Genomic DNA, 25,270 nt, shown 5'->3' with positions numbered 1-25,270 from the left:
ATTAAATAGGGCTTAAGTGAATTACAATCTTATACTTATTATTATAAAAAAGTAATTTTATTCTTATAACTACATTTGTTTCTCTTTATAAAGTTCTATATCCTGTCTTAAAATCTACAATATTCTTAAGCTTTTGATCCTTAGTAAATCTTTCTAGATTTTCTGCACTAATTCTTACAATTCTTTCAAAGGTTTCAGGAAGATGATATCCACCAGAAATGTGTGGAGTGATAATTATATTCTCTATATCCCATATTCTGTGTTCTTTAGTTAGTGGCTCTGGATCAGTAACATCTAAACCAGCTCCTAATAGATGATTACTTTCCACTAAATCACATAAAGCATCTGTATCAAGTACATTTCCTCTACCTACGTTTAAAAGTACTGCTCCTTTTTTCATCAATTTAAGCCTATCCTTTGAGAACATTTTGTAAGTTTCTTTAGTAGACGGTAATGAAAGCATTACAACATCTGCTGTTGGAAGTAAATCATCTATTTTGTCCATTAAATGTAACTCATCAATATATTCGGCCTTTTTAGTATTACTTCTTCTTACCCCTATTGTGTATGCACCAAAGGCTTTTACTCTCTTAGCAAACTCTTCTCCAATATCACCTAACCCAATTATTAAAATTTTAGAATTATAAATGGATTTAACTTCTCCTTCATCCTTCCAAAGATGTAGTTTTTGATTATTACTATAAAGATGAAGCTTTTTTAATAACTGAAGAAGAACCCCAATTATATGTTCTGATATTGCTAATCCATATGCACCTGTTGCATTAGTAATCATTACACCTTCTTTTAGTACTCCTTCTTTTATATAAGCATCAGTTCCTGCACTATTTAACTGAAGCCATTTTAAATTCGGAGAACCTATAAGCATTTCTGCTGGAGGGTTTCCTATTATTATTTCTGCGCTTTGAACTGCTTCTTTGTCTACAGTTGCATAAGTATCATATAGATAAATAGAATTAGGTGATACACTTTGTATTAACGCTTTTTGTTTCTCGTTTACAGGCAATAGTATAAGTATCTTGTTAGCATTCATTTTCTTACCCCATCAATTTTTGAGATAATAAAAACATGAACTTATCTTTATAAATAATTTCATGTTTTTATTAATTGGTTAATATTATTTGTTTGCTGCTTTTTTCTAAACTCCATCTCAACTCAAAATACCTTGAATTTGCCTAAATGTAGTTTTTGCAGCGTATGGTTATATTTATATAAGTATTTAAGTTTGGATTTGAAATACTCATTACAATAATTTTATCTAAACATAGTGGTTGCTTAAATTATAGTTCTTTATTAGATAAAATTATAATAAACATTTTTTTATATCTTAGGTAATTGTAATTAATTTATCATCAGTACAAAATTATATTTAAATTGAAGTATACGGCTCATTAAATTTTGTAATTCATTATTAGGTTTTAATTTAATATAATTGCAATAAGTAATTTATTAATATCTTAAAAATGAGATATTGTAAAAGTAATTACTGCAATTATATACTTATCTACTGTAATTTACCAAATTCTTTTGGTTGCTTATAGTTTTTTACAACAATTTATTCTCTTTGTTTATGATTTATTAAATGATTTTATTATTATAAATGGAATTGTAATAAATAAGTTGTTAGTTTTTTTAGAGATAGGATGTTATAAAATAAGTATTACAATCCTATTATAATCTAAGGTAATTTGTTTGAGTTTTTTAATAACTTTTTAATAAGTTTCTATTTTCTATGAACTTCTACATTTGCTAATTTTTCATAGTATTTAATTATACTTGAATGGTCTTCCATTTCATGTCCATCAACCTTTAATGCTTCCATGATTTCACGTACAGCTGCTGTTAATGGTAATGGAACACCTACTCCATGAGAAGTTTCTAATACATTATTTAAATCTTTTATATGAAGATTAATTCTGAATCCTGGATCAAATTTTCTATCCATAATTAGTGGTGCTTTTGCATCTAAAACTGTACTTCCAGCAAGACCACCTCTAATTGCATTGTAAACAAGTTCTGGACTTACTCCAGCCTTTTGAGCTAATACTAAAGCTTCTGACATAGCCGCTATATTTATAGCTACTATAGTTTGATTACAAAGTTTTGCTATATTTCCAGCACCAATTTCTCCAACTCTTACAACTGAACCAGCCATCGCTTTAATTACATCATAGTATTTGTCGAAAAGTTCTTGCTTTCCTCCAACCATAACAGAAATAGTTCCATCAATAGCTTTTGGTTCTCCGCCACTTACTGGGGCATCTAGCATTTCAACACCTTTTTCAGCTAATTTTTCGCAGATTTCTCTTGATGCAAGTGGTGCAATTGAACTCATATCAATTAATGTTAATCCTGAATGAGCTCCTTCAATTATTCCACCTTCTCCAAGTGCTACTTCTTTAACTTGTGGTGAATTTGGTAACATTGTTATAACCACGTCAGATTGTGTTGCTATTTCTTTATTGCTTAAGCAAGTTTCTGCACCAAGTGCCTTTAATTCTTCTGCTGCTTCTTTAGCAAAGTCACTTACTATTAATTGATAGCCAGCTTTCACTAAATTTTTAGCCATAGGTTTTCCCATGATTCCAAGTCCTATAAATCCTATTTTCATCTATAAATCACTCCTATTATTAATTTTAAGAATTATTTAGCTTTTTTAATTTATTTTATCTAGCTTTAGATAACCTATGTAACCGCCATCTAAAATCTGATTTTATTTTATATTATAAACATCTAAAGCTTTTAAAACTTCAGCTAATTTCTTACGACTTTCGTCACTCATTGGCCCTACTGGTTTTAATGCTACTCCAGCATCAACTCCAACCATTCTAAGTGCTTCTTTTATAACTCCTGGGAAAGTTCCAAGAGCATAAGCATCTCTTAATGGTTGTAATTTATTTTGTAATGCTTGAGCTTTTTCATGATCACCATTCATAACTGCATTGTAAATCCCTACAGATATCTTAGGTGCAACATTCGCACTTGAAGCAATAGCTCCTTTAGTTCCGTTGCATAACCCATGATAAATGAATGTATCTATACCACATAATACTGAGAAATCTTCTATATCTTTTGTAAGTTCTAGATACTTATCCATTCTTTCAGAACTTCCACTACTGTCTTTAATACCTATTATGTTGTCTACTGCTGATAATTTTAAAGCAGTTTCAGGCATTATTGAGTTATGGGCTCTACCATCACATCCATATAAAATTATTGGCATTTTTACTGAATTTGCAACAGCCGTATAGTGTTCTACTAACTCATCTTGAGTTGGTGAAACAAAATATGGAGTTATTACTGAAAGGGCTGAAATTCCTCCAACCTTTTCTGCCATTTGTGCAGTTTTTATAGTATTAATTGTTGTGATTTCACCAGCTCCAGCATAAACTGGTACTCTTCCGTTTACGTGTTCAACAGTTACTTCCATAACTCTTTGCTTTTGTTTATCTGTTAATCCATATATTTCTCCCGTACTTCCTAGGACAAATACTCCATGAACTCCAGCTTCTAAAGTATAGTCAATAACTTTTTTTAATGCACCTTCCATTAAATTTCCTTGCTCATCTAAAGGTGTTACTAAAGCAGGGATAATTCCATTAGGTTTAAACATACCAATTACTCCCATCTATTATTTTAATTTTCTTTCATGACTCAAGTATAAATTTATTATTCTAAATGCAGCTTCTTTCACAAGTTCTGAACTATTCTTAATTGCATCATCTAATGACATTGGTTTATCTATTATGCTAAATATTCCATCAAATCCTAGTTCATATAATGTCTCTGTTCCATCACCTATTGAACCAGCAAGTGCAATTACCGGAATATTCTTCTTTTTAGCTTCACTTGCTACACCAAAAGGTGTCTTCCCAAACTTAGTTTGATAATCAATTCTGCCTTCACCTGTAAAAACTAAATCTGCATCTTTCAATTTTTCACTAAGTTCACTTTCTCTGATAATAATATCTATACCACGTTCTAATTTGGCTCTAACTACCGCTATTAATGCAGCACCCATACCTCCTGCTGCTCCAGCTCCTGGAACATTAATTACCTCAAGATTAAAGGTATTCTCTAAAATCTTTCCATAGTGGCATAAATTATTATCCAAAACTTTCATCATTGGTTTATCAGCACCTTTTTGCGCTCCAAATATAAAGGAAGCTCCATTATCTCCGCAAAGAGGATTTTCAACATCACAAGCAACTTTTATATCACATTCAAAAATTCTTTCGTCAAAACCTGTCATATCAATTTTATATAATTGATCTAATTCAGCTGCTCCATCGCTAATTTCCTTGTTAGCTTTATCTAAAAATCTTGCTCCTAATGCTTTCAACATACCTGTTCCGCCATCATTGGTAGCGCTACCACCTATTCCAATTATGAAATTCTTGCAACCTCTATCTAATGCATCTTTTATTAATTGTCCTGTTCCATATGAAGATGTTATAAGAGGATTTCTTTCATTTTCCTTTAGTAATGGTAATCCTGAAGCCGCTGCCATTTCTATTACAGCTGTTTTTTTATCGCCAAGTAGTCCATAAAAGCCTTTTATTTCTCTCAAAAGTGGATCTTTAACTTCTACATTTATTATTTCCCCATTTGTAAGTGAAACTAAAGACTCAACTGTTCCTTCTCCGCCATCAGCCATAGGTACTTTTTCAATTATAAAATCTTTGTTATATTCTTCAAGTCCCTCTTCAATAGAATTTGCTACTTCAAGAGCTGTCAAACTACCTTTAAACGAATCAGGCGCTATAACTATTTTCATAATTCACCTCCAGTCACAACAATTTAATGTCCATATGACCCTTTTAATATTTTGTAGATTCTATTATCAACTACCTTTTAACTCATCGCCTAATTAATCAGCATTGATAACTTTTTCATGAGTTAATTATACTTAAAATAAGAACAGTAAACAATGTGCATATATACAAAGAATTTAGATTTTTTAAGCATTTTTTTGTGTGATTTTTATACAACATAAAACTTTATCTCTTCAATGTTATCGACTTTCTTGCATATGTTTACAAGTGTTTAAAATAGTTTTAGTTATTTTGTAACACTCTTAGTGAATATAATCTTTCTATTGCACCTTTTATCCGTTTTAATTTTATAAGCAAACAGAAGACTTCAAAATGTAATTATTCCACAAGATTCCTGTTTGCTGTTAAATTAGTAATCAACATTCCTTTAGATTTTGACTCAACAAATCAATTATTTATATTTAGTCAACAGAAAAATAAGCTATCCCAGAACAGAAATTAATTTTCTATTTTGAGACAGCTTTTATATTTTTTCTATTTTAATTCATATTTAGCTATGTAACTATAATCGACTAACTTATATCTTAAAAATATACTTACTAACTTTTAATAACATACTCGCGTATAGACTTAACTTAAACCTATTTTAGAAGAAATTACTTAAAATTAGCACCCCGATTAAACCAAATACTGATAAAAGACATGTATATGGAGTTCTTACCTTTATAGCATCAACAACAGATAGGTTGAAATATTCTTTAAACATCCAAAATCCTGGATCATTAACATGTGACGCAAACATACTACCGCATGATGTAGCTAAAACCATCAATTCTATATTAACCCCTGATGTTGCTATCATTGGTAATATTATACCAGAAGCTGTAGATATAGCTACTGTTGCTGAACCAACTGCAGTTCTTACGGCTGCTGCAATAATCCAAGCCAATATTAAAGGTGAAATATTTATATTTTTAGTAAGTTCATTAACTGCATTACCTATACCTGCATCAACAATTACTTGTTTAAAGGCACCACCAGCACCAATTACTAATAGTATCATGGCAATAGCTTTTACTGAACCTGCTAAACTTTTCATTACTTCTTCCATCTTTTTGCCACGGGCAATACCAAGAGTGTAAGTAGCAAATAATACAGAAATTAGTAAAGCAATTGGTCCATCACCAATGAAGTTTATATATTTCAACGCTATTGAATTTTTATCTAACAAGAGCTCACCAAAAGTTGAAGCAGCAATTAAGAATATAGGAATTAACGCTGTAAATACGCTTATACCAAACCCTGGTAGTTCCTCTTCTTTAAATTTTTGTCTAGATGCTAATCCTTCTGGAATTGAAGCTTTTGCACTTAAAGCCCATTTTGATTTATTATAAAACAGTTCTAAAATTATTATAGATGGTATCGCAATCAAAAGACCTAAAAGTAACGTTTTACCCATGCTTGCTCCATATGTTGAAACAACTAATGCTGGGCCTGGATGCGGTGGTAAAAATGTATGTGTAATTGATAATCCAGTAACTACTGGTAAACCGGCAGACATTAATGGAATATCCATTTCAATAACTACAGTATAAACTATAGGGATTAATACGATAAACCCTGCTTCATAAAACATTGTAATACCAACAACAAGTGCAGTTAATAACATTGCCCACCTAGCATTTTTCTTTCCAAATTTGTTAATAAGAGTTGTAGCTATACGAGAAGCTGCCCCTGAATCAGATAGCAACTTACCAAGCATTGCTCCAAATGCAAGAATAAATATTAAACTTTGCAGTTGACTTCCAACTCCCTTATACATAGACGCTGTAACTTTGTCTAAAGGCATTCCTAACATAAGACCAACAATTAAAGAAACTAAAATTAGTGAAATAAATCCATCAATTTTAAATCCCATCATTAATATTAATAATATTAATACACCAAATGCAACTGTAACTAGTGCCATATCACTCTCTCCTTTAATTAATGTATTTCTAATTTCGATTTTTAGATAATAAGATAGAATTTAGACTATAAAATGTTAATTTTATATACTACTTTCATTTTTTCATCATTTAAAAAACTTAATTAAAATTTTCACATTCTTCATATTTTCCAAAAAACGTTTTCTTTTACAATATACTTATATAAGTTTTAGAAATCCCAAATTATTTTCTAGAAAGAAGTTGGCTTTCTTAGAAATAATTTATATATAGATTATCATATTTTTAACAATCTAATTCAATATTCATTTGCACGAATATCAATCGTTTTCAACATGTTTTTTTCATTCGTATGCATAATTCGTTTTTCTTTAGATAGCTTATTTTTTCTTAAACGAGTGCTACCGCATACGTACAGAAGAAGCTATGACACCGAAAAAAATATTAAAGTTAGCTGAAGCAACTCATGAACTTTATGGATTTGAAGATTTCAAATTAAAAGGTGGCGTTTTAAGAGGGGAAGAAGAAATTGAAGCTATAATTGCTTTACATGAACGTTTCCCAAAAGCTCGTATAACTCTTGATCCAAACGGCGGATGGTTATTAAGAGATGCTATAAGATTATGTAAAGATATGCATGGAATTTTAGCTTATGCAGAAGATCCATGTGGAGCTGAAAATGGATTCTCAGGAAGAGAAGTAATGGTAGAATTCAGAAGAGAAACAGGACTCCCAACAGCTACAAATATGATTGCAACTGACTGGAGACAATTTGTACACAGTCTTTCATTACAATCAGTGTCAATTCCTGAAAAACCAGGCTTAGGTATAGAAATTGATATGGATCAAGTAGCTAAAGCTAACGAGTTATACAACAAGCACTGTCTTGGTGCACGTAATGATGCAATGGGAATGCAATACTTAATACCAGGATGGGAATTTAATAATAAAAAACCTTGTATGGTGAGATAATTTATACCTTTATATCAATATTTACTTACAATAATAAAAAACAAAAAAAATTTTAGAGATACCAAATAGGTATCTCTAAAAAAAGTTATTTATTCAAGTTCAAGTCTCTGAATTCTGCCTACTATTATCCAATAACTTAACACAGCTATAACTCCATGTATACCAACAAATAGTAATGCACCACTAAATGATCCAGTTTTGTCAACGATCATACCTATAATAACAGGAACTATAATCCCAGCTAGATTACCAAGACCATTGAAAACACCACTTGCTACACCTACGATTTTTTTCGGGGCTGTATCACTTATTACTGTCCAACCTAATGAACCAAAACCTTTTCCAAAGAAAGCTAAGCACATAAAAGCAATAACTACTGTATTTGAATCAGTATAATTACATAGAATAATACTTGCACTAAGAAGTAATCCAATAGTTATAGGGATTTTTCTAGCAAGACTTAAAGATCCTGATTTTTTCAATATACCATCTGATACAAAACCGCTTGATAAACCTCCAATACATCCAAAAACAGCTGGTAATGAAGCTACAATTCCTGCATTTAATATAGAAAAATGTCTTGCAGTTACCAAATAATTAGGAAACCATGTCATGAAAAAATACGTAATAGCATTAACACAATACTGAGCAATAAAAATACCTACAAGCATCCTGCTTTTAAATAGTTTACCAACATCACTCCAGCTGAAACTTGATTTTGCAGCAGCCTTCGAGTCTGCATTTCCAAGATTACTATCTAAATCAATTACTCCTCCACCTTCAGTTATATAATCAAGTTCAGCTTGATTTACTTTAGGGTGTTTTCTAGGTACGTGGAAAAGTTTTAACCATGCAGCTAGGAATACAAATCCTAAAGCTCCCATTATCAAATATACATATTCCCAACCATACTTAAATGCCAGCAATCCCATAAAAGGTGAAAAAATAGCAATGGAAACATATTGTGCACTATTATATATTGAACCTGCAACACCACGTTCTGATGTTGGGAACCAAGCAGCTAGTATTCTTCCTGAACCTGGTCCAACTGGAGTTTCAAATGCTCCAAGACAAATTCTTAGAAATATAAGTAACCCGAAAGAAAAGAAAAACCAACCACTAAATCCCATGGCAAAGGTAGCCAATGACCAAAATGCTACACCAATAGCCATAATCTTTTTCGAACCTATTTTATCTCCCAGCCACCCTGATGGTAATTGTCCTATAACATAAGCCCAACTGAAGGCAGACATAAGAACTCCCATACTAGTTTTGTTTAAACTTAAAGCTTTTTGCATTCCACCAGCAGCAATTGAAATCGCTGCACGGTCCGCAGTACTTAATGTTAATAATGCAAGTATCATAGCTAATGCTACAAACCTGTATTTAGTACGCTTTCCTATATTACTACTAGTTCTAGTATTTTCTTGTATCATAAATTTCACTTCCTTAAAATATCTTCATTCATGTATTCGTTATCATTTGACTTAAAATTTGATAATGAATAAAACAACATTTAATTTCTAACCATAATCCCTTAAAGGCCTTCGCGAACACCTTGTGATATTATTATCATGTTTTTCTATGCTTCATTCAATATTCAATCGCACAAATATTAATCGTTTTCAAATTTTCTTTTTTATCTATTTGCACAATTATTTTTTTTAAACACTCTTTATTAATTTACTATTATTTCTTTTTCCCAACACATATTTAACCGAATTTAAATAGAAGATACTCTCATTCCTGTTTACTTATTTACTGGAGTGATCACTTTCACATTCCCTCTGCAAGTCATTGCACTAAGTTCTCATGTATAATAACTATTAGTCACAGAAATAAAAAAACATGAATGGTTGTTGGAGCTCTCCTTGATTCCACTCATGATTTTTAATTAAACTCTATTATATATGTACTTTTTTAGGCTTTTTATAATGTGTTACTTCATTATATATTAATATAGCTCGTAACAATCATCATAGTTATATTCGGCATACTTGGTTAATCCTCATAGTGTCAAAAGTCAGTACCACCCGTAAAACGGGCTTGCACTACGCCTAAAAGGCTAAAAAATATATAAAAGCGTTTTTTTGATTAAAACTGTTCATATATTTTTTAATTATGAGGTTATCTTAATATTTTAAATATAGTTGTAAAACTTAAATTCTGAAGTAAATTTATAGTTTTTGCACTAACTGTGTTAGTTTAGATATATATTCATGTTCATAAAAAAATATAGTTCACAAGCCTTTATTAGTTTGATTTTAAACGGTATAACCGTCCATTCACCACACGCATAGCATGTGGTTTTTTCACGCTAAAGCACATAATAAAATTCTATCTAATTTATTTTATAATGTGATTAAATATTAATTTCGTTGCTATCTATCTCAAAATTAATTATTGCACTATAAAGCCAAAATAAATCAGTATATTTCCTAGGATTTCTATTGGTTAACTTGTAGATTTTATCCAAACGATAACCTAGCGTATTTCTATGAATATATAGCCTATTTGCTACATTGTTTAATTCCCCATTCTCTTCTATAAGTACTTTTAGTGTTTTCCTCAACACTTTATTCTTATCATTTACTTCAATTAATTTATATGTTGCTTCCAACTCATTGACTTTCCATTTTGCATTATTTTGAAAAAATAACATAGCATACTTTAATGACTCAAACATATAAACATTATCTTCAGGATGCATTTTCTTTCCAAATTCAAGTGTTTCCTTTGCTATATCAAAAGACTTATATATTTCTAATAGTTTATTATATATTTTCCCTGTAGATATATTATTACTAATTCCCACTTCATTTTTTATTTTTAGGTTAACCCTTTTTAATTTTTCTTCATAATCTTCATTTTTTCTATTATGTTGCATGCATTTGTATAATAATACAATAGTATTTGAATTAATTGCAGCTGCTAATGATTCTTTAAATGCTCCCTCTAATATACTTATTATTTTACTAGTTATTGTCAAATCATTTTTTGCTGATAAATTTTCAAAATTTAATTCAATAATAAAAATAATCATTGGATGATTATATGATAATTTAAATTTTTTAATGTATTCATCTAATAGAATAACAGAGTTTGGCTTATTATAGATAAGTGCAAGCATCATCTCCTCTTTCATTCTATTATTCCATTCTAATTCTTTCATTACGTGTTCTTGTTCTATCATCATTTCTGCTGCCATTTTAATTAATTTTCCATATCCTAAAACTTCTTTAGGCTTGCCTGTAATTCCTATTACTCCAACGATTTTATTTTGAAATTCTATAACTATATTTGTACCTGGATGAACACCATTTAATTTCTTACTTTCATTTTCACTAACATTAAATTCCGACTTTCTTTGCAATGCAATAATAGCTCCTTCATGAATAGTTCCAATCCTTTCTTTATCTCCCGATGCTATTATAATACCATTTTCATCCATTATATTAATGTTATAATTAACAACATTCATAGTTCGTTCAACAATCCTTTTAGCTAATTCCTTACTTAATAATTCCATAAATCACACTTCCTTTTGCAATGTATAAATAAAGTTAATAAAATAAATGTTGTTATCTCGTACTATTAATTCATATTCTTTATTTTAATATTCTCACAACAAAATAACTTATGTCTAGAATTATTTTTACAAATTCAAAAAGATTTCATGCTTTATCTAATTTCACTTATTTTTTATAGAAATATTTTTATCAAAAATAATGTTAGATTGAATATTCTAATGTTTTTACCACAGAACATTCGATCTAACATTCATAATAATACATATCTTCTTTTAGCTATTAATTTTCTTTATAAATTATTTCTCACACTTTATATTTTTTATACATTTTCCAACTAAATCCATACTCGCTATATTATTTATACAAACCTTAATATGTAATAACTCTTACATATTTTTTATAATTGTTACTCCTTTCTATATATTAAGTCTCGTTTAGTTAGTAATAAAATTGTAATAGTTTTCACACTTTTTTCATCATTCAACTGGCTAAATATTTTCTTTTTATATTATGCATATGCACAATATGATTTATTAATATAGGACTTTTATTACTAAAATCATTATATATAAAGTGGAATGATACTAAAATAACTATTAAAATATTATATTGCACTTTTCACCTTGGAATATAATATTCCTGCTATGGATATAATTCCTATAAAACTTTCTCATTTTATAATTTATAAATTGAACTTAATTCTACTATATTTATAATTAAGCATGTTCCCCATCATTAGTTTTAAATTTATTTGTCAACCTCTCAAGATTAACTACCATATCACTAAAACTATGTACTGAAGCTGTCATTTCTTCGATTGAAGCAACCTGTTCTTCTGTTGTAGCAGAAATAACTTGCGTTTCACTAGATACTTTTTCGGAAAGTTCAACTATGTAATCTAAATTTGTAAATACTTCTTTACTACTATTGTTCATATGATTTATTGAGTAGCTAACTTTTTTCATGTTTGTTGAAATTTCCTGTATGGACTTAAATATCATTTCAAAATAGCTGTTAGCTTCCCCTATTACCTTTGAGCCAGTATCTACTTCTTTTACGCCTTTATTCATAACTAAAATTACATTTTCATTTTCTTTTTGTATACCACTAATAATGTTACTTACTTGATTAGCCGCCTCGCCTGATTGCTCAGCTAACTTACGAACCTCGTCAGCTACAACTGCAAATCCTTTTCCTTGTTCTCCAGCACGTGCTGCTTCTATAGCTGCATTTAGTGCTAACAAGTTTGTTTGCTCAGATATTCCTTTTATTACTTCCGTAATTTGACTTATCGCTTTTGAGTGTTCTCCTAATTTAACTATAACCTTAGCAGTCTCATTAACTGATTTTTGAATGTTTCTCATACTTAAATTCACTTCATTTAGCGCCTCACTACCCTTTTCAGAATAGTTTGATGCATTATCAACAGCTAAAGAAACAATATTGGACTTTTCTCCCATATCCTCTACTGCATTATTTAAATTTCCCATACTCAGATTTATTTTTTCTATTTTAGCACTCAGTTCAAAAGTTCCTTCTGCAATTTTATTTGTATTATCAGCTGTATTCGTTGCACCATTAGCTTGCTGTTCGCAGACCTCTATCATTTCTCTTGAATATTCTGAAACCTTCGATGAATTTCCTTTAATACTATTTATAACTTCTTCTAAATTATAAATCATTTTCTCGAAGGATTTTCCTAAATTCCCTATTTCATCTTTTGATTTTATATTAATGTTATGAATTGTTAAATCCCCTTCAGAAATTTTATTAGCAACACATACAAGTAACTGAAGCGGTTTAACTGCTCTTCCTGCAAGTATGAAAACAATTCCACAAGTTATAGCTAATATTAATAACCCTATTAAAGAAGTTCTAATTGCATTGTCTAAGCTTTCATGTACAACGATACTTTGTGGAACTTCTGCACAAATTAACCAACCTGTTTTTTTATCTTGAATATAACTTATAAGCATCTTTTGTCCATCTTTAGTAACCATTTCAGAATCACTTTTTCCTGACAATCCATCATTTACAAAATCAAAGTTCTTTAAATCTTCACGTTCTTCCAAGTTGCTCATATCTTGAGTAGGGTGTGCCAACATTTTACCATTCTTATCTAAAATATATACTGTTACACCATCATCTGAAAGTTCTTTAACAAAATTATCGATCATACTAATTTCAAGTGTTCCTTGTAATACCCCTATTACATTTCCATTAGAACTATCTCTTACTGATGATGCTAAATTTACTTGAAGAGTTCCTGTAGTTTTACTTAAAAGAACATCTGATACAACTTCTTCATTACCCTTTACAGCTGATTGAAAATAATCACGATCATATATGTTTGCTAATTCCGAATCATTTGTTTTTACAAACTGCTGCCCATTTATTTCTGTTAAAGTAATTCCAAAAAGATCTGGATGCACTTTTAAAGCCTCCATAATAACTGGTCTGATTTTTTCCGCATCATAAGAACGAACAATTGGATTTCTTGCTAGAAGCTGTATTCCAGATAAATTTTCATCAATTAAGTTAATTATTTTCTGATCAACTACTGCTGTTCTCCTAAGGTTCTCTGATTTTGCATTTTCTATAAGCTGATTTTGAGAAATATATAGATTAACTACTGTAAAAATTATAATTGGCAGAGAACTTACTACTAAAAGTAATAATGTCAATTTCTTTTTTATATTCATTGCTTATCCTCCTAAATTCTTAAATGTAATGTTCTTTTTGAATTAGCTATTATAATTTCTTGGTAAGTCATAAAATACATTAGCCCAATATTTAAATATTTAGAAATTGACTCATGCATCCTTATTATTTCTTCAGTTTATTTCTATATGTTCCTTATTTTTCATATTTATTTTTAAAAAATTCAGAGTTCTAGCTGATATATAATATCTCATCTAGAACTCTTATTGATGTTATAGTAAAATTTACTTTGCAATCTCTAAATTATTATGTTTTTCATTGATCATTTAATATTAAATTACAAAATTATTAATCACTTTCTAAAACTTTACTAATATTCATATATTAGAATTAAATAAAAAATATCCCAAAGCATATAGATACTTACAAATTTTAAAAAATAAAATCTATACAAGCCAATAAATTGTATTCCTCAATTATAAATCACTTCTATTTTCACGTGTTCAATTTTATTTTATAAATTATAAGAAATCTGCTGATTCAGTACTTTCTTATTTTTATACTATATCTACTTGTTAAGTAATTGGTGCTGGATTAAAAATGCACAAGTCATTATGAAGTCCATATTTTTCAGCATAAGATTTTTCTTTTCCACTCGCAACATCAATAATCTTATTAAATAATTTAGTTCCAGTTTCTTGAATAGTAGATTCCCCTGTTGCTATAGGTCCAGCATTTATATCAATCAAATCCTGCCACATATCCTTCATATCATTTCTAGAACATACTTTAATTACAGGGGCAGCTGCTAAACCATAAGGGGTTCCTCTACCTGTCATAAATACTTGAAGCGTAATACCTGATGCAAGTTGACATGGACCACATACAATATCACTGGCTGGTGTTGCTGCATATATAAGTCCTTTTTTAGTAGGTCTTTCACCTGGTGATAAAACTTCTACTATTGGCGAAGTTCCTGATTTTGCAATAGAACCCATGGCTTTTTCTACGATATTTGATAATCCACCTTTTTTATTACCTGGAGTAGGATTAGCGCTACGATCAACTTGTCCATTCAATAAATAGTTATCATACCATTTCATTTCAGCTGCTAGTTTTTTGCCTACTTCTTCGTTTATGCAGCGTTCACCAATAATATGTACACCATCACGAACTTCAGTAACTTCTGAAAACATTACTGTTGCTCCAGCTTGAACTAACATATCAGCTGCATACCCTGCACTTGGATTTGCTGTAACACCTGAAAAAGCATCACTACCACCACATTGCATTCCAATACAAAGTTCTGATAATGGAAGAGTTTCTCTCTTTCTCATATTTAATTTAGCCAATTTCTTATCAGCCATTTCTATTAATGCATTTATCATGGCATCCATTCCCTTTTGTTCTTGAAGAACAATTACATTTTCTGGACTTATATCAGCTTCATCCAATAACATTTCCACTGTCAATTTTTCACAGCCTAAGGCTACAACCATAACTTCTCCACCAAAATTAGGATTTTTCACAAGATTTTTTAATGATCTAATTGGAACTTTAGCTTCAGGTGCATTAATAGCAACTCCACATCCATAAGCATGGTTAATTGGTACGATATCGTCTACATTTGGATACTTTGGAAGTAGTTCTTCTTTCATTTTCTTTACAGCTACATTTAAGACACCTGTTACACATTGTACAGTTGTGCTTATTCCTAGAATATTTCTTGTACCAGCATAACCTCCATTAGGATTTTTATATCCTTCAAAGGTTTTCACTGGAGCCTCAGGAAGATCAGTAACAATATTTGTTGCGAACTCCATTTTATCTACAGAAGGAGGTACAGGAAGTTCTAGCATTTTTTCATTAATCCAGTCTCCTTTTTTTATTGGATTAATCGCATAACCTAAAACGATTCCATAACGAACAATTTTACCTCCTTTTGGGATATCACATAGTGCAATTTTATGGCCTTGAGGAATATCTTGATTGGCTAATATATTATCCATAACTTCTGTTCCAGCTGAGATTGCATTAATAGCAATTGCTACATTATCAAGGTCATTAATCTTAATATAAGTTTTTCTTCCCATATATATGTCTCCTTTCTTAAACTGCCAATAAAAAATATATTTAAACGTTTTTTATTTGTTTTTCTTTCATTTTTATTGTATAAAATAAGTAAGTATTAATCAAATTGATTAAAATAAGAGTACTCTTAGAAAAACTTATAGAAGGTGATATACATGGATTTGAAACAACTTGAGTATATGGTTAAAATTGCAGAAGAAAAAAATATAACAAAAGCAGCTGAAAAACTCTTCATTACGCAATCAGCATTGAACCAACAGTTGTTAAAATTAGAAAAAGAATTAGGTGCTTCCTTATTCTATCGTTCTAGAACTAATTGGCATTTAACTGAAGTTGGTGAAATATACATATCTGCTGCCAAAGAAATTCTTGGTTTAAAAAAAGAAACATATAACAAAATCAGTGACTTAATTAATCTAAAAAATACTCATTTGTCCATAGGTTTAACTCCTGAAAGAGGAATATCTATGTTTGCATCAGTTTATCCTGAATTTCATAAATTGCACCCAAATGTTATTGTTGAACCAATGGAACTTAGCGTGAAAGAACAAGAGGTTATGATTAATTGCAGGGAATTAGATTTAGGATTTTTAACCTTATCAGATGATATTCAAAAGACTGATTTCTCATATAAATATATTTTAAATGAAAACATTATAGTTGCTCTTCCTTCTTGTCATCCTCTAGCTGAAAGTGGAAGCAGATATGGTGATTTTCTTAATGAGATTGACTTAAAATTATTAAAAGATGATGAATTTGTATTGATTTCAAAGAGCAGCACAATCCGTGATGCTGTAAATCCATTATTTCAAGCTGCTGGCTTTACCCCTAATGTATTATTTGAAACAAAAAGTTGTCAAACTTTAATTAATATGGTTGAAAAAAATTTGTGCTGCACCATATTACCAGAACATTATGCTATAGATTCCAATAATATTGCGTACTTCTCTCTGCCACAAAAACCACAATTAAGAATTGTTGCCGTACACAAAAAAGGTGTCTACTTAAGTAAAGCTACAGAAGATTTTATCAAACTTGCTTCGATTTATTGGAATACTTTAAGAAAAAATTTCAATCTTATTCAAATTTAAATTTACTTAGAAATATTCTTATTTAGCTAATTTCTCTAGTTTATATTTAGACTTTTGCAATGCAAAAAGCCCTGAAATGCATTAATCAGCATTTCAAGGCTAATTTAAAAATAAATATTATCAAAACCAAAATTTCTAAAATAGCATTAAACTTTTAATATTTATTTTATACTGATATGTATCTTACTTCATCTATCATCTATCGCTAATGCAACAACCCAATAGTATTTTTATCTTATAGTTTTAAGAAGTTAAGGTGAAATTCTGGATCTTGAGATTTTTCTAATTCTTCTCCTAAGTCCCTAAGAAATATTTCCGCAGCTAGAGATATTTTCCCTTCAAATAAATGACCACCTACAATATTAAAGTTTCTATCTGATAATGTTATATGATTATGAACAAGAACATCACCGTTTGATAATCTCCCAACATTCCCCACAAGACTTGTTATTTCTAAATATTCCTCAATATCTTTAGTTTCATATACTTTTTCTTTTGGGTTAAACCATCCTAATTTAACACTAGAAATTGCTCCAATTCCTGTGAAATATCCACCTCTAATGTTTTCACTTTCACATAATTTAGTAATTTCCTTAACTAAATCATCGCCTTTATCCATCTTTATTACATAATCGGAATTTATTTTTCTGAATTTCATGTAGATCCCCCCCAATTATTTTTAATTTCTTAAATTTATATATTTCAGTGCTATAAATATAATGCTTTTGCGCACATAAATCATTATGTATTTGCATAAAACTTAACTATTATCTTTACATTTTTTTGTGCATATTACTAATTTAAATTTATTATTTATTATTTTATAATTATGTATAAACTTAAATAAATCGCAATATCTTTATAATATTTGTAATTAGTTATTATACTTTTTCTAATAATGTTATTAACTAACTACAGATATTTACTACAAAATCTATTGATAAGAAAAAGCTTAATTATATTATTCTTATCTTTACTACAAGGAGATTAAAAATGGAAAAAATAAATATACTTGGTACAGGCTCTGCTATGGTTACTAAATGTTATAACACATGTTTCACTTTATCTAAAGATAATGGGCATTTTCTCATTGATGCTGGTGGCGGTAATACAATACTTACCAACCTAGAAAAATTAAATATTCCTATTAACCAAATACATAATATGTTTATATCCCACAATCACAATGATCACATACTAGGCAGTATTTGGGTTATTCGTGCTGTAGCTCAAAGTATTTTGAATGATAAATATACAGGTAATTTAAATATTTACTGTCATGAAACATCTATAACCGCGATAAAAACAATTTCTTCATTTGTTCTTCAGAAGAAATTTTTAAAACTTTTTGATAATAGAATATTATTTAACGGAATTAATGATAATTATTCTACTACTATACTTGATAGACCTACTACATTCTTTGATATACATAGTACAAAAGATCTTCAATATGGATTTAAGACAACACTCAAAAATAACAAGACTTTAACATTTTTAGGGGATGAACCTTATAGGGAAAACGTAAAAAGTTATTGCACAAATGTAGATTATTTACTTCACGAAGCATTTTGCCTTTATTCACAACGAGAAATATTTAAACCGTATGAAAAGCATCATGCCACAGCAAAAGATGCTTGCAAAAATGCTCAAGAATTAAATGTAAAAAATATTATTCTTTATCATACAGAAGATACAAATTTGGCGAATAGAAAAGAATTATACATAGCTGAAGGCAAAGAGGACTTTTCTGGAAACATATATATGCCAGATGATTTAGACATAATTGAATTAGAATCTCATGATTCTGTATCTGATTTATAATCAGATACATATAAACAACATTTAATATAATTGAACGCAGTGTAAACACACCAAAATGAGATACATTTCTAAACAGAATGCATAAAGTTGAATTGAATTTGGTTGAACCCTTTCAGCTATATTTCTGTTATGCTTTAAGTACATAAGTAAGTATCTCATTTTGGTCATAATATACATATAAATTTCAAATAACTATATCTCCAATTAGTAGTGCTATTTTATTCTATACTCTTATTTCTCATACTTAAAATAATTTCTACTCTCTCAAATAAAAAAACTTCTATAACATAAAAATCTAGCAATACTTTCATTTACATTTATACATTTTAAATTTCCTAAATTTTATCTTTATTTATCATATTATTAATTTTCATCTTATCTAATTCTGCATTGAGTAACATATACTTTTTCTCATATTTTATTATTTCTATTATATATACTACTGTAACCACTATAGTAACTACACACCCATCTAATAAAAATAATGTTAAATTATTTATTACATCAACTACAAATCCTCCTAAATCTTTTTATTTTAATGCTTACCTTATTTCTAAATATTTAATCATATAGTAGAATTTATTTATCCTGATTAACAATAACTATCTCTTCACCTGACATTATTCCAACATTAATAGGACGATTAAATTCATTTATTCCCTTAGAATTAAAATATAAAGTTTTATCATCGAATTCAACTAATAATTCTCTACTAAGTGTTTTTACTATTCTTCTGCAGCTATGTGAATATAATTTTATGATATTATCAAACTTATTACCTATTTCTTTATTTTCTTCTTTAATCATGATTTTCTTTGGTTTTACAATCTCTATAACTGGCAAATCAAATATACTAATTTGTCCTGCAATAAAACATTCACTTTTCATATTCATCCTTTCAATATCTTTAATCTGTTTTAGTTCTTTGGTTCATAGAAAACCAAATAATTTTCATCTATTTATGTAATATCAATCATTTATCCATATATCCTTTATGAAAACAAAATGAAGGAGGTAAAAAACTATGGCTGTAACTAAATCAATTGAAACCGCATCCCTAAGCATTGAGGTTCAAAGTGGGACTGATAAAGCCGGGGACGCAATCTACAGCAAGAAGACTTTTTCTGGTGTAAAAACAGATGCTGCTCCTCAAAATGTCTATGATGTTGCTGATGCAATAAAAGATGTTATGGAAGCTAAAACTAGAGATTACTTTATTAATGAATCTTCTATTTTAGCAAATGCATAAGATCATGATCTTACGTAAATTTTTAAGATTGGAGGCATGTTAAATGGAATATACTTTAGCTATGACTTTTTTAACTGAAGCTGGCTTAAAAACTACTTTAAGCGTTAGTGGTGTTAAATCTACTCTTACTAAAGATGACGTCAATGCACTTATGGAAACTATAATTTCCAAGAATATTTTCAAAACTAATTCTGGCGATTTAGTTAAAAAATCTGGCGCTCAATTGACTCAAAGACAAGTTACTAAATTTGAGGTGGCTTAGTCCTTTAATAAAAATGGAGGTTTGTCCTAATTGAAAGGATAAATCTCCATTTTTTATATATCATCCTCATAAAATACTATAATTCATTGTTCTCTAATTTTTCTCATTATAAAATCTATCCCTTTTTGAAATACCATTGTTTTGATATTAATTTTCGTTTCCCCACTAGGTACTGAGTATTTCTGCTCCAGCACTCTAAAATAGCCTAGGTCAACATACTGCTGATAAGGAACATTATTTTTATCTAAGACTTTCTTTTCTCTTAATAATGAGAAAAGCCTATTTCTTCCCATTTTTCTTATACCAAGAACCTTTGCAACATGGCCCATTTCAATAGAGTCTTTAGATCCTGCAACATCATCGTAAAATTGTCCTTTAGGTTCTAGTAACTTTACTTTCTTTTCAGCTTCAAGCCTTGCTTTTCTTTCTTCTTTTAACTTAGTAGCTGCAGCAATAAGTAAATCTGGATTATCTAATAATTCATCTGTTGCATACATTCCTGTTTTTCGTATACTAGGTAATACCTCATCAAAAATCCATACTTCAAATTTCTCTGCTCCTGGTAATTCAGATTTTGCAGCTAGGCGAAAAATATCACCTTCAGGTATTAAACTCATTTCTACATTTTGAATAGCATCCGTTCCATCTTTTCTCTTTCCGGTAATTACCCCTATGTCGTGTTTCACGACGCCCCTGCAATGTCTTAAAAGTGCATCTCTTTGATTTTTATATCCCAATGCTTTTGCTATATCAATTCCAACTGCATAATCCTTATTATTAACCTTCGCCCATCTTATTTCTCCAAATCTTTCATTTTTGAAAATTAATAAGCCTCCCACTTTACTTATCCCCTTTCATAAGAATTTTATCTTTTAATACTCTATCAATAATACAAAATATTCATTTTTTCATATGACTTATTTTATAACCTTTAAATTTGGTTTATTAGCTTCTTTTCTATAATCTTCATTAAACTCATTAATAAAATAATCAAAATTACATTTAACATATAGCAAGCCTTTTCTTTCATTCCAGCTTAAGGCATATATCTTATTTATTCTGATTTCAGTTTCTTCATTATATATTGTCCATCCATCTTTCCACATTCCAACTGGTGTAATATCACTATATAGATTAAAAGGTATACTTTGATCTATATTTCTTATACAGCCTTTTTCATCCATTTTAAAATAAAGGCAGCCATCTTCATTCATATTAACGTTTTGCCCCTGACATTCTCCACCATGCCTATAACACCTTTGACAATAAGCGCATTCCAGGCGGTTAGGTAAATTTTTCGGCCTGTCCATTTTAATTCTGCCCTAAAGCCTTTCTACAGCTACTACAAACAGATAAATCATTAAATTCACTTACATTTTCATCATTCCCACAAAATATACATCCCTTACTATATTTCCTCAAAACAATCTCATTATTAACCTTAACTATTTCAATTGGATCCCCTTCATTAATCTCCATTACTTTTCTCATTTCCTTTGGTATTACAACTCTTCCTAATGGATCAACATTTCTTATAATTCCTGATGCTCTCATTTAAAACAACTTCCTTTCACACATTGATTTATGCTTAATCCTAAAATTTAAAATACATATTCAAAACTTAAAAATTTTCCATAAAAAACCATTTCATATGAGTTGATAATTGATAATTGTGAATTGTCACTTAAGTCTATAGTTATTCCTAATATCCTTCTCAATTTCAACCACATAATCTTTTGACATTTCATATATTCGTGAGGCAACTCCTTCATCAAATACTAGTAATCTATCAATAGAAAATTCACTGCTGACTATGATAGGCAGAAAATTAAGATACCTATAATTAATGATTTCAAAAATAATATTTACATCTGTTTCATTGATTTTTCCCTTGAAGAGGTCATCAATAAGCAGTACCTCGCATAATTGATACTTCGAAATGGTCCTGGTGTAATATTCTTCATCAATCATATTTTGTTTTATCTTTGTAATCACATCTCGATATGGCATATACACTACTTTAATCCTTTGTTTTAAAAAATTTAGTGCAACAGCAATGCTGCAGTGTGTTTTACCGCTGCCAACCTGACCGCATAATAAAATACTATTTCTTCGCTTATCTCTAATTTCATCAAAATCAGTACAGTAAGCTCCTGCAGTATCCTTTATCCTTTGAGAAGCCTTATTCCAAACTTCAAAACTAGAGAAAGTAAGTTTACTTTGTTCAACATTAATTCCTGAATACTTCCACTCACTTTTTAGCTTTTCTATTTTCCTGCATTCACAGGCTACAGCAAGAGGCTGCATATGTTCCTGCTTAATAAGTATCCATCCTGTATCGCAGCATTTACTGCACTTATATGAGGTTTGCCTGAATTCTCTTTCTTTCATCTTCTGTAAGTTTTCGTGGTTCCTTTGGCTTGAATCCTGCAAATTCATTTTTATCTGCTGTGCTACTCTTTCCATTGCTTCTAACCCCATTTTTCTTCACCTCCATATGATCTTCTGGATACCCATCTCTCCTCCAGTTTTTTAGTACTCCAATTGCATACTTTATGTCATGGCAATTTTTTTCAAAGCCGACATCCATGGCCATCTTCACCCGCTTTTCTCCATGAATATCAATAGCTGATCTAAGTGCAATATAGTCACATACACCAACTTTTCCTGTTATTTTTTCATGATAATGCATAAGCTCTATGGCTTTAATATCTATATCCTCATCTTCTGCACATTCACTTTTAGTATTATTATGCTGCTCAAAGAGACTAGACTGACTTACTTCTTCGCTGGAAATTGAATTTTTATTACTCTCTATGTTTTTATCTTTATCTATTTCTTTTTTCTCTTTCTTATTCTTTTTCTTATTCTCTATCTCTATCTCTATCTCTTTCTTATTCTGCTCCGTTACTGTAACGTTACTTTCATTTTGCGTAACGTTACTAGTATTTTTAGTACCATTACAATTATTATCAACAGTTTCTATAATGTTATTACTGAGATCTTCATTATTATTAGCAATTTCCGCGCTGATATCACTAGCTGCTTCATTAGTAGCAGTATTAGTTTTATCATCAATAACTGTATTTTCTGAAGATTCTTCACTAGTTTCTAATTTTTCTAATGCCTCATTTTTATTTAGAGCTTTATTCTCTTCTAAATTTTTCTTTTCTTCTATGGTTTTATTTTCATCCAAATCCAGATCTTTTTCTAAGTCTATATCTTCTTCTAAGACCTCATCATCATGAGTCTCTTCCTTATTGCTTTTAGCTGCTTTCTTATCTAATTTTTTCTTTTCTCTATGGTTCTCAGCTCTTTTTCTATTTTGTTCACGTACTCTTTCCATTCCTTCTATATTTTGATGTTTGTCCCAGTTTACAATTCTAATTACTTTATCATAATCTATTTCAATCATCCCAAGACGAGATAATGTTTTCAGTGCAAGTTTAATTGATGCTAAAGGCCTAGAAAATATTACAGCAAGCATTTTATCTGTATATGGCATATCCTCTGATAAGAATATCTCCCCATCAGCATTAGTCTTAGCTGCTTGTATAAGTAATCTTATCCATAAATAATGAACTGTATCTCTCTCTGGCATTGCATCTATTAATTTCATTTTCTCATCATCAGCCATACAAGTAGCTAATTTAATCCATTTAATATCTGCCATTATTTTCACGCTCCCATAAATAAAATTTTCTAAACCTTTCAAGCCCATCCCAGGATGGACTTGTTCCAATTGAATTGCAAATATAGATATAACATTTGAAGATTTTGAAATTCATTTATAAATCCCTTTCTAATCTACCTATCTTTTATGCTCACATTGCTTATCTATCCAATTTTGCAGTTTATCTTTGTTTATAAAAATTCTCTTTCCTATTCTAAAACAAGGAAAATCTTTTCTTCTTAATAAGTTGTCATACATCATGCTCCTGCTGCAACCTAAAATTTCTATACACTCTACTGGAGTTATTACTATTTTAGTTACATTTTGTTCCATACCTTCTCCCCCTTGAACCATTCGTTAGTTATTCATATTGAATACAGTCTCTACTTTTTCACCTAATGCATTAGCTATGCTTTTCATTATTTCAAAACTAGGATTTATTCTTTTTCCTTTTGCTAAAAGGTATACATACTGTGCTGATATCTTCGCTGACTTTGCTATATCATTGTAACTTAAAGCTTTTCTTTTTCTTAGCTTATCAATTTTATTCATAAGGCATCTCCTTCCAAAAATTAACTTATTGTTTATATTATATTAAACTAAAAGTTAATTACAAAGTTGCATATAAGCTTAAAGTTCATTATAATTTGAAGTTTCTTACATTTATCACTCCATTTGCTAACTTTTTCTCATTTTACAAAAGGTTTTTATTGCCAAATATTAACTGCTAGTTTATAATAAGCTTAAACAAATAGTTCAAGAGGTGTTTAATGTGTTATCTGATAATATTAAGAGATTAATGATTATTAATAATATTTCAGCTAAGAAATTAGCAGAAATGGTATGTGTAAGTCCTACTCATATTAGCTATATATTAAATAATAAAAGAGAACCAAGTATAGAATTATTAAGTAAAATAGCAGCTGCTCTTAAAGTATCTATTGATGAAATCTTTCAAGATAAATCTTCAAATTATCCAAGCTCTTCATTGAAAAATGCTTTTACTCATGAAAAACAAAAACAGATTAATACTGTTGCTGCACATTTGGAAGAAAAAAATTTAACTCCGCAAAAATTGAAATTGCTAAATGACTACATTGATATATTATTTAATGATGAATTTTAATATTTATAATCTTAATTTTTATTTGAATAATGCAAAAAACTACTTTACCTGT

24 protein-coding genes are annotated in these 25,270 nt (G+C 29.5%); 6 read left to right on the top strand and 18 right to left on the bottom strand.

All coding sequences use genetic code 11. From position 1 onward, the window contains the following. Window positions 1-85: 85 nt before the first annotated feature. The 5 genes from CDLVIII_RS04575 to CDLVIII_RS04555 form a co-directional block, all read right to left on the bottom strand. The gene (locus tag CDLVIII_RS04575) at window positions 86-1,051 is read right to left on the bottom strand and encodes a D-2-hydroxyacid dehydrogenase (protein ID WP_009168257.1); all 966 of its coding nucleotides are present in this window, start codon (window positions 1,049-1,051) and stop codon (window positions 86-88) included. Between the two features lie 690 nt (window positions 1,052-1,741). Beyond that, window positions 1,742-2,629: a 2-hydroxy-3-oxopropionate reductase gene (gene garR / locus CDLVIII_RS04570; protein ID WP_009168256.1), complete on the bottom strand. Its 888-nt coding sequence runs from the start codon at window positions 2,627-2,629 to the stop codon at window positions 1,742-1,744. Window positions 2,630-2,731: 102 nt separating this feature from the next. Continuing rightward, entirely contained in the window at window positions 2,732-3,631 is a 900-nt protein-coding gene (dapA, locus tag CDLVIII_RS04565; protein ID WP_009168255.1) for a 4-hydroxy-tetrahydrodipicolinate synthase, read from the bottom strand. Window positions 3,632-3,649: 18 nt separating this feature from the next. Further along, window positions 3,650-4,795, bottom strand: coding sequence for a glycerate kinase (locus tag CDLVIII_RS04560; RefSeq protein ID WP_009168254.1), 1,146 nt, complete (start codon window positions 4,793-4,795; stop codon window positions 3,650-3,652). 644 nt (window positions 4,796-5,439) lie between these two features. Further along, window positions 5,440-6,762 (bottom strand): gluconate:H+ symporter, encoded by a 1,323-nt coding sequence (locus CDLVIII_RS04555; RefSeq protein ID WP_009168253.1) that lies wholly within the window; start codon window positions 6,760-6,762, stop codon window positions 5,440-5,442. A 403-nt stretch (window positions 6,763-7,165) separates the two neighbouring features. Between CDLVIII_RS04555 and CDLVIII_RS04550 the strand changes: the two genes are divergently transcribed. Further along, window positions 7,166-7,711 (top strand): enolase C-terminal domain-like protein, encoded by a 546-nt coding sequence (locus CDLVIII_RS04550; protein WP_050816229.1) that lies wholly within the window; start codon window positions 7,166-7,168, stop codon window positions 7,709-7,711. An 89-nt stretch (window positions 7,712-7,800) separates the two neighbouring features. On the opposite strand, the gene CDLVIII_RS04545 is transcribed toward CDLVIII_RS04550, so the two are convergent. The 4 genes from CDLVIII_RS04545 to garD all read right to left on the bottom strand — a co-directional run bounded on the left by CDLVIII_RS04545 (window position 7,801) and on the right by garD (window position 15,995). Next, entirely contained in the window at window positions 7,801-9,147 is a 1,347-nt protein-coding gene (locus tag CDLVIII_RS04545; protein ID WP_009168252.1) for an MFS transporter, read from the bottom strand. Between the two features lie 926 nt (window positions 9,148-10,073). Beyond that, window positions 10,074-11,240: a sugar diacid recognition domain-containing protein gene (locus tag CDLVIII_RS04540; RefSeq protein ID WP_009168251.1), complete on the bottom strand. Its 1,167-nt coding sequence runs from the start codon at window positions 11,238-11,240 to the stop codon at window positions 10,074-10,076. 717 nt (window positions 11,241-11,957) lie between these two features. Beyond that, a complete protein-coding gene (locus tag CDLVIII_RS04535) occupies window positions 11,958-13,943 on the bottom strand; it encodes a methyl-accepting chemotaxis protein (RefSeq protein ID WP_009168250.1) in 1,986 nt (661 codons plus the stop codon). A gap of 534 nt (window positions 13,944-14,477) precedes the next feature. Then, complete coding sequence (garD, locus tag CDLVIII_RS04530) at window positions 14,478-15,995, bottom strand: galactarate dehydratase (protein ID WP_009168249.1); 1,518 nt, start codon at window positions 15,993-15,995, stop codon at window positions 14,478-14,480. A gap of 153 nt (window positions 15,996-16,148) precedes the next feature. Here garD and CDLVIII_RS04525 point away from each other — a divergent pair, with 153 nt between their 5' ends. Next, window positions 16,149-17,084, top strand: coding sequence for a LysR family transcriptional regulator (locus CDLVIII_RS04525; RefSeq protein ID WP_009168248.1), 936 nt, complete (start codon window positions 16,149-16,151; stop codon window positions 17,082-17,084). 235 nt (window positions 17,085-17,319) lie between these two features. On the opposite strand, the gene CDLVIII_RS04520 is transcribed toward CDLVIII_RS04525, so the two are convergent. Beyond that, the gene (locus tag CDLVIII_RS04520) at window positions 17,320-17,742 is read right to left on the bottom strand and encodes a PPC domain-containing DNA-binding protein (RefSeq protein WP_009168247.1); all 423 of its coding nucleotides are present in this window, start codon (window positions 17,740-17,742) and stop codon (window positions 17,320-17,322) included. A gap of 335 nt (window positions 17,743-18,077) precedes the next feature. Between CDLVIII_RS04520 and CDLVIII_RS04515 the strand changes: the two genes are divergently transcribed. Next, the gene (locus tag CDLVIII_RS04515; RefSeq protein WP_009168246.1) at window positions 18,078-18,908 is read left to right on the top strand and encodes an MBL fold metallo-hydrolase; all 831 of its coding nucleotides are present in this window, start codon (window positions 18,078-18,080) and stop codon (window positions 18,906-18,908) included. 579 nt (window positions 18,909-19,487) lie between these two features. On the opposite strand, the gene CDLVIII_RS04510 is transcribed toward CDLVIII_RS04515, so the two are convergent. Further along, on the bottom strand, window positions 19,488-19,796 hold the full coding sequence (locus tag CDLVIII_RS04510; RefSeq protein WP_009168245.1) for a hypothetical protein: 309 nt from the start codon (window positions 19,794-19,796) through the stop codon (window positions 19,488-19,490). Window positions 19,797-19,932: 136 nt separating this feature from the next. Here CDLVIII_RS04510 and CDLVIII_RS04505 point away from each other — a divergent pair, with 136 nt between their 5' ends. Both CDLVIII_RS04505 and CDLVIII_RS04500 read left to right on the top strand, forming a co-directional pair. Continuing rightward, entirely contained in the window at window positions 19,933-20,157 is a 225-nt protein-coding gene (locus CDLVIII_RS04505; RefSeq protein ID WP_009168244.1) for a DUF1659 domain-containing protein, read from the top strand. Between the two features lie 43 nt (window positions 20,158-20,200). Further along, complete coding sequence (locus CDLVIII_RS04500) at window positions 20,201-20,419, top strand: DUF2922 domain-containing protein (protein ID WP_009168243.1); 219 nt, start codon at window positions 20,201-20,203, stop codon at window positions 20,417-20,419. Window positions 20,420-20,502: 83 nt separating this feature from the next. Here the strand turns inward: CDLVIII_RS04500 and CDLVIII_RS04495 are convergent, their stop codons facing one another. The 7 genes from CDLVIII_RS04495 to CDLVIII_RS04465 all read right to left on the bottom strand — a co-directional run bounded on the left by CDLVIII_RS04495 (window position 20,503) and on the right by CDLVIII_RS04465 (window position 24,644). Then, on the bottom strand, window positions 20,503-21,258 hold the full coding sequence (locus tag CDLVIII_RS04495) for a phage antirepressor Ant (RefSeq protein ID WP_009168242.1): 756 nt from the start codon (window positions 21,256-21,258) through the stop codon (window positions 20,503-20,505). Between the two features lie 78 nt (window positions 21,259-21,336). After that, window positions 21,337-21,729 carry a hypothetical protein gene (locus CDLVIII_RS04490; RefSeq protein WP_009168241.1) on the bottom strand — a complete coding sequence of 131 codons (393 nt, stop codon included), beginning with the start codon at window positions 21,727-21,729 and terminating at the stop codon, window positions 21,337-21,339. Window position 21,730: 1 nt separating this feature from the next. Continuing rightward, window positions 21,731-21,973: an AbrB/MazE/SpoVT family DNA-binding domain-containing protein gene (locus CDLVIII_RS04485; RefSeq protein ID WP_009168240.1), complete on the bottom strand. Its 243-nt coding sequence runs from the start codon at window positions 21,971-21,973 to the stop codon at window positions 21,731-21,733. Window positions 21,974-22,099: 126 nt separating this feature from the next. Beyond that, the gene (locus CDLVIII_RS04480) at window positions 22,100-22,726 is read right to left on the bottom strand and encodes an ATP-binding protein (protein WP_009168239.1); all 627 of its coding nucleotides are present in this window, start codon (window positions 22,724-22,726) and stop codon (window positions 22,100-22,102) included. 49 nt (window positions 22,727-22,775) lie between these two features. Continuing rightward, a complete protein-coding gene (locus tag CDLVIII_RS04475) occupies window positions 22,776-24,092 on the bottom strand; it encodes a phage replisome organizer N-terminal domain-containing protein (protein WP_009168238.1) in 1,317 nt (438 codons plus the stop codon). Between the two features lie 138 nt (window positions 24,093-24,230). After that, window positions 24,231-24,425, bottom strand: coding sequence for a helix-turn-helix domain-containing protein (locus tag CDLVIII_RS04470; RefSeq protein ID WP_009168237.1), 195 nt, complete (start codon window positions 24,423-24,425; stop codon window positions 24,231-24,233). Between the two features lie 24 nt (window positions 24,426-24,449). Then, window positions 24,450-24,644: a helix-turn-helix transcriptional regulator gene (locus tag CDLVIII_RS04465; RefSeq protein WP_009168236.1), complete on the bottom strand. Its 195-nt coding sequence runs from the start codon at window positions 24,642-24,644 to the stop codon at window positions 24,450-24,452. 220 nt (window positions 24,645-24,864) lie between these two features. On the opposite strand from CDLVIII_RS04465, the gene CDLVIII_RS29155 reads away from it, so the two are divergent. After that, window positions 24,865-25,218, top strand: coding sequence for a helix-turn-helix transcriptional regulator (locus tag CDLVIII_RS29155; protein ID WP_009168235.1), 354 nt, complete (start codon window positions 24,865-24,867; stop codon window positions 25,216-25,218). Window positions 25,219-25,270 lie beyond the last annotated feature (52 nt).

The sequence above is a fragment of the Clostridium sp. DL-VIII genome (genome assembly GCF_000230835.1).
Lineage (GTDB): Bacteria > Bacillota > Clostridia > Clostridiales > Clostridiaceae > Clostridium.
The sequence above is the reverse complement of the archived record's forward strand: the minus strand, read 5'-3'. Positions and strand labels throughout refer to the sequence as shown.